This window comes from Bradyrhizobium sp. USDA 4504, from assembly GCF_054063995.1.
Window position 1 is genome coordinate 8,867,663 of the sequence record NZ_JBSSGV010000001.1, and the last position, 11,265, is coordinate 8,878,927.

Annotated in this window: 7 protein-coding genes and 1 pseudogene; 5 read left to right on the forward strand and 3 right to left on the reverse strand. The window is 57.4% G+C overall.

Annotated features, from left to right (window positions below; all coding sequences use genetic code 11):
* Positions 1-5 precede the first annotated feature (5 nt).
* Positions 6-948, reverse strand: a protein-coding gene (locus ACVMB1_RS41640) for an IS630 family transposase (RefSeq protein WP_141343507.1) whose coding sequence is annotated in 2 segments (ribosomal slippage) — positions 6-608 and positions 610-948 — 942 coding nt in all. Because the reading frame shifts where the segments join, the coding sequence is not laid out codon by codon here.
* Between the two features lie 2,823 nt (positions 949-3,771).
* Here ACVMB1_RS41640 and ACVMB1_RS41645 point away from each other — a divergent pair.
* From ACVMB1_RS41645 to ACVMB1_RS41665, 5 genes and pseudogenes are all read left to right on the forward strand, one after another.
* Positions 3,772-5,433 (forward strand): hypothetical protein, encoded by a 1,662-nt coding sequence (locus ACVMB1_RS41645; RefSeq protein WP_069280070.1) that lies wholly within the window; start codon positions 3,772-3,774, stop codon positions 5,431-5,433.
* Positions 5,434-5,557: 124 nt separating this feature from the next.
* Positions 5,558-5,803, forward strand: coding sequence for a hypothetical protein (locus tag ACVMB1_RS41650; protein WP_245314104.1), 246 nt, complete (start codon positions 5,558-5,560; stop codon positions 5,801-5,803).
* A 368-nt stretch (positions 5,804-6,171) separates the two neighbouring features.
* On the forward strand, positions 6,172-6,810 hold the full coding sequence (locus ACVMB1_RS41655) for a hypothetical protein (RefSeq protein WP_245314102.1): 639 nt from the start codon (positions 6,172-6,174) through the stop codon (positions 6,808-6,810).
* Positions 6,811-6,968: 158 nt separating this feature from the next.
* On the forward strand, positions 6,969-7,625 hold the full coding sequence (locus ACVMB1_RS41660) for an NEL-type E3 ubiquitin ligase domain-containing protein (protein ID WP_456849802.1): 657 nt from the start codon (positions 6,969-6,971) through the stop codon (positions 7,623-7,625).
* Between the two features lie 194 nt (positions 7,626-7,819).
* Positions 7,820-8,556: pseudogene (locus ACVMB1_RS41665) on the forward strand (IS5/IS1182 family transposase); the annotation flags it as partial.
* Between the two features lie 109 nt (positions 8,557-8,665).
* Here ACVMB1_RS41665 and ACVMB1_RS41670 read toward each other — a convergent pair.
* On the reverse strand, positions 8,666-9,385 hold the full coding sequence (locus tag ACVMB1_RS41670; RefSeq protein ID WP_069280069.1) for a hypothetical protein: 720 nt from the start codon (positions 9,383-9,385) through the stop codon (positions 8,666-8,668).
* Between the two features lie 60 nt (positions 9,386-9,445).
* Positions 9,446-10,195, reverse strand: coding sequence for a P-loop NTPase family protein (locus ACVMB1_RS41675; RefSeq protein ID WP_057018235.1), 750 nt, complete (start codon positions 10,193-10,195; stop codon positions 9,446-9,448).
* Between the last annotated feature and the right edge of the window lie 1,070 nt (positions 10,196-11,265).

Here is an 11,265-nt window from a genome sequence, read left to right on the forward strand (position 1 = left end):
GTGGATCATCTGGTGTATCCAGCATGCCTAAAGTAGTTGGCACACATCTGCGGCGCAAACGACTTGACGAGTTTGCCGATGAGTTTGAGCAGGGCTTGGACCGTGCGGGTGGCGCCTTTGCGCAGCGCAGCTTTCAACCGGGAGAAGGCCTGTTCGATCGGATTGAGGTCGGGCGAGTAGGCCGGCAGATAACGCACGCGGGCGCCGACAGCCTCGATCGCCTCGCGGACACCGGCGATCTTGTGAGTGCGCAAGTTGTCCATGAAGACGATGTCGCCCTTGCGCAAGGTCGGCGCCAGGACTTGCTCGACATAAGCCAGGAACGAGGGCCCATCCATTGCACCGTCGATGACATAGGGCGCCGTGAGGCCATCGATGCGCAGCGCGGCGACAAGCGTCAGCGTCTTCCAGTGACCATGGGGCACGCCAGAGACGAGGCGCTCACCGCGAGGAGAGCGCCCATAGTGCCGGACCATCTTCGTCGTGACCGCAGTCTCGTCGATAAAGATGAGGCGCGGTGCACGCAGCTTGGGCTGCTCGGCTTTCAGCGCGGCACGCTCGGCAGCGACGTCAGGTCGATCCTGCTCGGCGGCGTGCAGTGTTTTTTTTGAAGGTGATGCTGTGACGGTCGAAGAAACGCCAGATCGAACCGATGCCGGCCTTTTGCTTTCTCTGAGAGCGCAGACGCGCGCGGATCTCCTCGAGCGTCAGGTCCGGCTCCGCGGCGATCAGCTCGATCAGCCACTGCTTGTGCTGCTCCAACGGCGAGCGGCTGTGCCCGGTGCCGGGCTTGGCCTCAACGTTTCCGGTCTTCCTCCAACGATCCATCCATCGGATCGTAGTCGAAGCGCCGAGATTGAGAATGCGCGCAGCCTCACGTGCGCTTTCGCCGGACTCAACAAGCTCAACCGCACGCACCCTGAGGTCCTTGGAGTATCCCTTCGCCATCGCATGCCCCGCATGTTGTCGCGGGCAACACCGAATCTGATTTGCGTGCCCGTGGGAATCCCCTTTGACTGTTCCAATTCACCTCAACTGGAAACCGCTCTAGAACGCATAACCTCCCGACGATACAAAGCTCTCGTGCGGCTGATTTCCTCATCTAAGCCTCGCTCTTGGCGGCATTTGTGGAAGTCGCGAACAGAGTACGGCGTCCCGGTTGCCAGTTGTCATGGAATGAGTCTCAGCAGTCAAAGACGAATAGCATCCTTTCGGGGTGCTCACCCCGGTCTCATCAGCTGTCGCTGTTCGTAGCAACCGTCATGCCAGTGGAGTTAATGGTGTGGGCCGTTGATTTGGTCTTGAACGATTGCGGAAATATCTGTCGGCTCGAACGTTTTGGAATCAGCCGATCGTCCATAGTCACCACTCTCCGTCCTGCGATCCAAACCTTTGGGCCAAGTCGTATACTGTCGATCCCGCGCCTTTGAGCGGCAGGCTTGCAACCTAGGTCGGACACCGAACAAAGCGAGCTGCCTCGACGCAACCCGTTGCGCGGTCGACGCGACTAAATCATGCGCCCCTGCGAAATCCTTCAACAATGCGTTGCTGTCCCAGCTCAGCCGTTATGGGCCAGCGCCGGATGACGTTGCTTACGCGCGACAGGCGCTAGTATGTAATTGTCGGCAGGCTCGCCTTAGTGTCTTCCATAAGAATATGGATATGCTCATCCTGAAACGTGTTGGAACGTGCCCGACGATTAAAATGCTTGAATCGACCGTAGCGTCAGGTTGTAGGCAGCACAAAGCAAGATCGGGCGCCTTTGCAGAAATGTCATGTTGGGAACTAACGTCGCGAATGTCACAAGAACTAACGCATTACCTAAAGTGGGCTGCGTGCGCTGCAAATGCTGCCAGCCATGTTGGCTTGGCGAGAGAGCTTGGTGCGTGCGATGCACCGATGATTCGTTAGTACCGCAACAATGATGCCAAGTGCGCAGTGGAAGACCGCTCCCGCTGATGCGGCGACTTGCTTTTCCCAGACAGATGATACTCGCGGGGAGGAACAGTGAAGGGTATGCAGCTCAAGAGAGGTTTGTTGAAACAGAAACAACGAGGGGATTGGACTTACCCTGTACCTCGCCATGTAACCGCCCTTTTTTCGATTGCGATCGCAGCTGCGTGGTGCGCGGGATACGCTCGTGCCCGCGAACTAAGATCAGAAGAGATCTTGACGTCTTGCAGACCGGACGTGATGCGCTTCTGTGACCGCTTTACAGGGCGTGGCGATGTGGACGCGGCCATGTTTTGCCTGAGGGATAATTTCAAGCTCCTGCGTGTCGAATGTCGCCGGGTGATGCCAATCGCGGCGCAGAGAAAGGGCGGATCGAAAAAACGAGGGGCCAACAACCTCCCAATCGTCCTGCATCGGGAGTGAAAACGGAGGGCTTCTTGAGCGCGGGAAGCCGCTTGGATTAGGCGCCGATCGTGCTTCCGAAGGAACCGGTTGGTGCCGTTGCGGGCTCCTCAACGAGCGGTTCAATGGATTCGCTAGAACTGATGGGACTGGTTCTCGTTAAGTGCACCCCAGAACTCAAGACCAGAGGAAATGCGGTCGTCATGAGCCTTTCGAAGGCAAAAAGCTGTTCGAGCAGACGCTTCTCAACGGCCTCACTCTCCTCGCGAGGCAGCTCCGCTTTAAGCAGCCTACGACAGCGCCAGATCTCGTTTCGCACCCATCTGATTTCACTTAATCTATCATCAATCGAAGTCATCACAAATGCAGGTTCAGTTGGCATTGGAATTACAACGCGTACGCCTCAGCACTTCGCAGTCGCTGCATCCGCGTTCATGCGATGGACTGCGCCTGAACGTGCGACTTGCCGTCATTGCCCGGCGCATGTGGCGAACGATTCGATGTATTCAAGGCTCCTATCAAGCGATATCACTTTGCGCTAAGTGCGCGACCGGAATTTGCCGCGGATCGTTGCGGTTTTTCTGCGTTACAATCGTGCGAGTTGCGGAATTCCTGCGCTCCGCAGGGGATCAGAGCGGGAGCTCGCGACTGCAAGCATAGCGATGTTGACCTCGAGCGGCGTACGCTATCTCGCAGCTTCATTGCGCTTGCCGTTCCCGCGCTTGTCGGCGGACGATCGTAATCGTCTTCTCAATGGGAAGGGACGCGCGCTCACCGACATCATGGAAATGGCGTGGCGCAAGTATTGTCCCCCATAGAAAAAGACGAGTTCTACCGCGATATCATGCGCGCGAATCGATCGACGAAATGCAAGAGCGAGCTTGGGATCTCAGATGAAGAATCTCAGTTGAAGTCGTTTGAGCTGAATAAGGCTTCCACTGATAGTCATTGCGATCGTGGGTCGTGCAAAGTGCAAGCCAACATTTAATGGCTTGAACCCCACGCTGCGTCAGGTTGTAGGATGTAAAGCCGTAAAGACAAAGGCAGGCTGGGGTGACCGTCGAGTGAGTCAATATCATCCGGCAGGCGAGCTTCCTGTGCCGATTGTCTCACTCGCGGCCAGGGGCGAGTAGGTGCATCGATCGGCTGGGATGATGCCGTGTTCGCCGTTATCAGTTGCGCTGCAACACCGGAGTCGCGATATGCCACGAGGTAATGGAATGATGTGCGTAAAATTGCTGACAGCGGTTGCAACCGCATTTCTCGTTGCGCAGTGAGAGCGCCTTCGGTGAACCGCCCCGCTGTCGCAAGCAGATGCCTAAACTGCATAGGCGGTTACTATCAGCCAGAAGCGAAAACCGGTCGCATTGAGCTCGTGGCCGCACAAGGCGCTGCGGCGAAAGCTCGGAAGATCCCATGTCTGCTCAAGCCAATCTGACCGCGGCGCTAACCGAAATCGATCGTGCTCGCGACATCGTTGAATTCTCAACTGTGGTGGTTGCGCGCGATAAGCAGCTGCGCAAGACGGACCATCCAGTCTTTTTGCAACAGGCAGCCCTTGAGTTTCAATCTAGGTTCCTGCCAAATTTCGAGGAAAGCATCCGTGCCGGGAAGTCGTGGGGCTATGCCACGACGTGCAATGCGGTGAGCCGAAAGGCGGGAGGTCAGGCCGGCCGGGACGCTTGCGAGAGAATAGCTTGTCGTCTGTCGCTGCTTGAACATGCGCTGATTGGGAAAATCGGAATAAGGGCGCTTTCCATATTTGCAGCATCATTCGGTCGGCACTCCAACAGAGCGGAATGTCGCAAAGGGGCAATCAGAATAGCTAAGTTCTGTCGCGACGAAAGCAGGCCGCTTCAAGAGTTGAACAACCTAAGCCTGGCGGCGCTGATAAACGGCTTCAGTAAATGGCCGGAAGAAGCAGATTTTCGCCAGGCGGCGGTTGCAATCGCGGGCGATGTCATTCGGCGCTCAGGCCGCCATCACCAGCTCTCTGACTTTACACAGCAAGGATTGGTGAGCCTGGTCAACGGATTCAGCAAATGGCCGGATGAGGCGGCCTCATGCAAGGCGGCAGCCGTGCTTGCACGCGAAATTCTGCGTCGTTCCGGCAGGCTCTGCGAATTTCCTCAGCAGGGATTAGCCATCCTGGTGAACGGCTTCAGCAAGTGGCCGGAAGAGCTGGCCTGTGGTCAAGTCACGATTGCGATCGCAGGCGAAGTCCTTGGACGGGTCACCCAATTTCCTGAGCTTAGCGAGCAAGATCTAGCAAATTTGGTGAATGGCTTCAGTAAATGGCCGGATGAGGCAGTCTCTCGTCAGGCCACAGTCGCGATTGCAAGTGAGCTGCTGCGCCGTGCTGACCAGCTTCCTCATTATAGTCAACAGGGACTGGCGAACCTGGTGAACGGGTTTTGCAAGTGGCCTGACGATGCGACATGTCGTAAGGCGACAGTCGCGATCGCTGGTGAGGTACTTTGGCGTGCAGCCCAACTCCCCGATCTTACTCAGCAGGGGCTGGCGAACCTGGTGAACGGTTTTAGCAAGTGGCCGGAAGAGCCGGCGTTTTGCCGCGCAGTAGTCGCACTCGCTCGTGAGGTTCTGCGCCGTGCCACTCAGCTCTGCGAGTTTTCACAACAGGGACTAGCGAACTTAGTGAACGGCTTCAGCAATTGGCCGGAGGAGCTGCCCTGTGGTCAAGTGACCGTTGTACTCGCGGGCGAAGTCCTTCGCCGCGCCGGGCGGAGGACGGGGCTCTCAGACTTTACCACCCAGGACCTCAGGGGCCTGGTGATCGGTTTCAACAGATGGCCGCAGAAGAGCGCGGCTCGGCAAGCCACGATTGCGATCGTTAATGAGGTCCTTGGCCGCGGTGTTCGGTTCTTTGACTTTACCAAGCCGGAATCGGAGAGTCTGTTGGATGACTTCAGCAGATGGCCGCAAGGCGCTACGGGCCATGAGGCGATAGCGAAGATCATCGGGGAGCTGCAACTCATACAAAGTGAAGCGACCCAGCCTCGTACGGGGGAGAAGTGGGCCAACCAAAAGAGGCAATCGACCAAAGAAATCTCTTCCTAGCCGTGTTCAACGCGCATGATGCGGCGACGTCGCAATACGACAATCTACGCAGAGATGCTCTCGTGATGCCGTCGGCGGCGTCTACAGTTCACAGAACCGAAAAAAAATCAGGAGGATGTAGTTCTTGGTCCAGGCTGAGAAGGATATCGTCGAGCAGATGCTCTCATCATTGACGATCAGCTTGTTGCAGAATCGTGTCGCGCCTTCCTATGAACAGGTGATGCATCATTTCGGCTTGGCCTGCGAGAGAGCGGGGCTGATCGCGACGGAAGAGGTGGCAATCCGGATATTGAAGCGCGTCTCACGTGAGATCAACGAGGCGCATTCGGTGCTCGAGTTTGTCGGTCGCGGCGCGGATCTACTACATTGAGGTCGAGGTCTAAGGAATTCCATCGCATCTGCAGATGCAGCTGTTCAATTGTTCAACCGAAAAGGCCTTCCGGCAAGAGCCAGTGGTCAGCTTTCGTTGGCCGAAGCCTGCGGAAACGTGAGTCGATCTGGCGAGGATCGGTCCTCGCCGCCCGATGTCGGAATAGGTGGGAGTTCGTCATCCAGGAAGACATAGTCGCCCGGCCGAAAAGACCGGCTGGACGTTTGTGCCGATCGCGGGTCGTGACCGCGCTTTGATCGCCGGCTTTGTCATCAGCCGATGAGCACGCCAACCATGGTAAGGCCTGACAGCTTAAAGGTGCGGCTCCGCACGCATTCGCTTCATTTGGACAGGAAGAAACGGCGTCGATGAATACAGAACAACTTGGCTCAGGCTCTCCTTCCGAAACTTCCGATTCGGAAACGTCCGAGCCGGGGTCTCTGGCCACGATGCAGTGGCGCGAAGCCCTGACGGATGCGCTGGCATTCGCCAATGAGGCATCCAGCCGGCAGCATGAGACCTTGGCGGACTGGGCTGCCGAAGACGGGCAGGGGCAACATGAGAATCGTCAACAGGCGGTAAGTCGAACGATGGATTGGCGGCAGACGGGCGACCTCAATGAGGCCCTGGATCTGTCATCGCTGTCCCTGACCTCCTTGTCTGGACCGATCCTGGCCGGGCTGCGTCGCCTGAACGTCGATGACAATCAACTGAACAGCCTTCCCGCGGACCTTCCGGCTGGTCTCCGGCGGCTCTATGCCAGCAATAATCGCTTGACCAACCTACCTGAGCTGCCTGCTGGCCTGCGACGGCTATATGTCATCAGCAACGGGCTGACCAACCTGCCGGCACAGTTACCGCCCGGGTTGCGGCGCCTGAACGTCGATAACAATCAGCTGGCCAGTCTGCCTGATCGCCTTCCGGCGACGCTTGAGGAACTGGACGCTAGCGGCAACCGCCTGAGCAGTCTGCCCGAGCTTCCAGCCGGGCTCCAGCGTCAGCGCTAGCCATAACGAGCTGACCAGTCTGCCCGAAACGGTGCCTCCTGAACTGCTATGGCTCGGCGCCAGCAACAACCAGCTAACCAGCGTACCCGAGACCCTGCCTGACACAGCTAAGTCATGACTCGAGTGTTGATCTGGAGAATAACCCGCTCCCCGATTGGGTGCAGGCCGGCCTGGCGACAGCGATACATGCCGCAGGTTATGCGGGTCCGCAGGTCTTTTTCTCGATCGCCGAAGGAGCTGTGGAAGTCCAGCCGCGGTCTCTGCAAGAGGTTGTCGCGGACTGGCTCGAGGCCGAGCCATCGGTAATGGCCGCCTGGCAGTGCTTCGAACAAGAACGGGGAGTCCCGGAATACGCGCGGTTCCTCGACCGGCTGTCGAGAACAGTGAGCTCTAGCGATCAGGAGTTCCGGCGGAGGACGGTGATTAATGATCTGCGGCAGGCCGCGGAGAACAGCAACTTGCGCGAGCAGTATTTCGACCTGGCCCTTGACGCCAGTGAAACGTGCGAAGATCGGGTCACGTTGACCTGGAACGCGATGCAAAACGCACGCATGATCGAGGACGTCAAGAATGGCGTCTATGATAATGACGGTCGCCTTGCCGATCTGATCGATCTGGGCCGGGTCATGTTCCGCCTGGACGCGCTGGAGGGGATTGCCCGCAAGAAGGTCGAATCGCTGCAAGCCGAACTTCAACTGATCGGCGACGAGGACGCCGAGCGGTTGCTCGGACCCGACATCTCAAATGAGATCGCCAGCGAGATCAAGGGCGGGCTAATGCGCCAGGTGCTTACTGAGCGCGGCCTCCAACTGTGAAGCCGCATTCAATTCCAGGGCCTGCCAGTTCGATTCTTCCTATCGGCGGGTGTCACTACGGCGGGGCAATCTAGGTAGGCGGAGCCAGGCAATCAGGGTCTTCCGCATATTGGTGCCGTATGAGCGATCAGGATTAGACAGGTTGTCCGGAGTTCTCAAGCAGCCAAGAGCGCGCGACGATGCGTGCGGGCGGCGCCAAGCACATTTGTGTGCTGTTGCGCCAGAGCTATCTACGCCTCGCTAAGCGCGCAGCCATCATGATCGACTGCTATACTCACGCTCATCTGCAAGATTGGTGATGATACAATGCTGTAAGCTCGCTTGGGCCCACTGCTTCGGCTTAGTGCAGCGGGGTGCGCAGCCAGGATCAGCATCAGCGCGGTCCAAAGATCTATGCGTTACATGCGCCGGAGGTAGAGCGCAACGGCAAGGGCAAAGCCCGCGCTCCTTACGAGTCGGCTGCAGGGTTAGTATCGCCACCGTTTGACGTCTCCGAAGGGCAGACAGTTCCTCCTCCTTGCCAAGGCATTGCATGGCAATCTCTTCGACGGGCGCACGCTCGGCCTTGTCATTGCCGACATGGAGAAGCTCACCGGCGTGGAGACTCGCCGCATCCACGCGACAAAGTGGCATCATGGTCACAAGCACCCGCATCGGCTCAGGGTCTGGATCTCGGGCCAGGTCCGCCGCGTCACCGCTTCCATTCGTTGCGAGATGAAGCGTCGCGCGGCTATCGAGCCCGTTATCAGCTACGTCAAGGGCGAACATCGCACGGAGCGCAACCATCTCAAAGGTCGCCCTCGACGACCGCATCAACGTCGTCCTTGCCGCCGCCGGCGACAACTTCGGACTGCTCCTCCGATGGCTGGCAGAGCTTTTGCGCGTCATCCGCGCCCTCGTCGAAACCGTCCCGGGTCACAACATCGCTTGAGCCGGGCGCTGCACCGGATCTTCACGGACGACCGCATAATCGAGATGGAATCCTTATCGCAATTGCATTCGATCACGCACCCTATCGACATAGATGGCGAGCGGGAACTTCAAGTTACCCTGGCGCGCCGCAGGCTCTCGATATTCGTCGCCCGAGATCGATAAGGCCCCCGCAGCATCACGCTCGATTCCAAATCGCGAAACATGGTGTAATTTCGTCGGATCCACTGATGCAGCTCGGAGGACCAGTCCTTTTCGTTGCGCAGATATCCGGTAAAAGAAAAGCTAAGTCGGTCTATATATCTCTTTAGAAACAGGGGCAGCGCGGGAATTCGAAGCACCCGCTCTGTGTCCATCGCTTCAGGTAATCCTCCGCACAGCACGAATTCATTGTGGACGGTGACCAGCGACGCCGGAGGAATCTGCCGCCGCAGCATTTCATAGCCACGAAAGGAGATGCGGTCAGCGCCCGCAACGAAGAGGATGATAGGCACGACATGGCAGCGCGCAGTCTCTTTCATAAAGCCGATCTCCTCGCACATCTTGAAAAACTCGTCGAAGGCGTGGAAGCCGAGGTCGATCACCTTGGCTACCCGATCGTGAATGATCAGCGGGTCCATCAGCTGCATCTTGCCATAAGTATCGATCACATCTGCGGTCTCCGTGATGTTAGGAAGGTAATCGAGCAATGACGGCTCCTTCAGATTGACATCGAAGGAGAGCGCCGTGCCATTTTTCAGCAGCAAGTACTCGCTCACAAGGCGAGCGACGAGGGTTTTGCCGACCTGCGGGCTAGGAGAGCAGATGATGTAGATGGGTGTCGCTAACATAGCCAGCAGATCAATCTCGCTTCGTGCTTGGGCTCAACCCGTCGCTCGTCGATAATGCGATTACTTCTCGGCACTCCGGACTGCTGACTTGGCGCCGGCCAATTCCGTCAGGTTGATGCGATCAAATTCGCTCCAGACATTTGCCAACCAGTGCCGTACATAGCCGCGCAGCACGAAGGAGTTGTTCGCCGGCTCATCGTTCCGCCCCTTATTGGCGACGAAGTCTACGAAAGGGACAGAAGCGACTTCGACCTGCTCATAGGCCATCTCGTTGAGCTTCGGTATGGTCAATTCGGTCGCATGCTTGATACGATGAAAATAGGAACTATAGGTCGATTGGTCCCACTGGAAGAACTGAGTGTCGTTGATGAAGTTCTTGACCAGATAGTACTTTGCGCCGCCCATGAAAGTTGCGGTCTCGGCGATCTCGTCCAGCGAAGCGATGGATGATCCCAGGATATGGAATACGGCGAAGGTGATCTGGCCGGACCGGGCCGAATCCAAAAAGCCGATGTCGCGCAAGGAGGCCAACGCTGTGGATAGCAAGCCGGCCCGAGCGTCGATGACAGTGACGGACAGTCCTGAATTTAGGGTATCGAAGATCTTCATCTGGTCCGCAGTCGTCGTCATATCGACGATCTCGGTGATTGCGGGATAGAAGCGCTTCAGCGTTCCCCGCGGCGATTCCGTGTCGAATGCGCGTGTTTGCACGTTATTGACATTGAAGTAGTCAAGGAGCGTCCGTGACACGGTCGTCTTGCCAACTCCTCCTTTGTCTGCGCCCACCACAATCACAACTGGCTTCACCATGGAATTCTCCTGAGACACTCGCTATCGCCGCGCGAAGTGCGCAAACGGCGAGTCTCTGTTTTGGGTGTGAACATGGCAGAAAGAAGGGGCAATAGATTCTTCGATCCGAGAGCGGCGCAACTGATGAAGTTTACCAACGTCAAGCCATCAGAGCGTTTTTGATTGCAGCGGCGATGCAGTCGAGAACAGCAGCTAATCACCCGTGATCGTGCTTCACGTGAGGTTTGTGAGGAGCTGAAAGAGCAATTAGTCGAAGAGTCGCCTCTGCGCAGGTGATGGCCATCGCGATCACCATCAACTGCACAGTTCCAGCTCTTTGACCAGCATGACATGACTTGAAGCTCACGTAACATCAGATTGTAGACTTGGTGGAAGCAGGATCGAGGCAGTGCGGCGCGGCTGCGTAGACGCGTTCGGCCCGTCGGGTCGCAGGCTGTGATGACCTGGTCGATCATCAAACATTTAACTTGACAATCATTACTGTCGTCTTCGGCAGGTGACGTGGCTAGTCAGTTCGAGGATGACAATGAAAGTATCGAGCCATCGGTCTATTGAAAGACACGCGGCAGGTTTGAGCGCTGGAGTGGAAGCGTAGCCACTTTAGCACCCAGCGAGCCGAAGTTGCTCCCGTGAAGAAGGCGGCGGCCGACCGCTGCGTGCGGCCGCGTCCGAGATGCTTGTTGGGGTCACAGCGGCCCACGTGACGCCTGCGCGTAAAGTGAGGATCGCCAATGGAAGACTGCCATCAGGCTCGCCTCCAAAGCACCTGGAGAACGTCGGTCGGACATCGCTTCCCGACGTCAAATAGGTCAACAGAGCCGAGGCTCCGGGCCGCGCGCTCAGCTTGGCAATGCGGACGTGGTTGGCGTAATTGGCACGAATTCGAGCTGGAGCCGAATGCGCGTGCGATTTTTGGCAGTCTTTCAGCGCTCGGATTCGCTACACCGCGCTTGATCTCGGCGACCTGACGCGTCGTATGTGTGAAGAGCGTCGCGAACTTGGGTTGCGTTGGCCCTAGAGCATGCCGCACAACGATGGATGTGAAGGCAATTCGGAAGAAGGTCGGACTA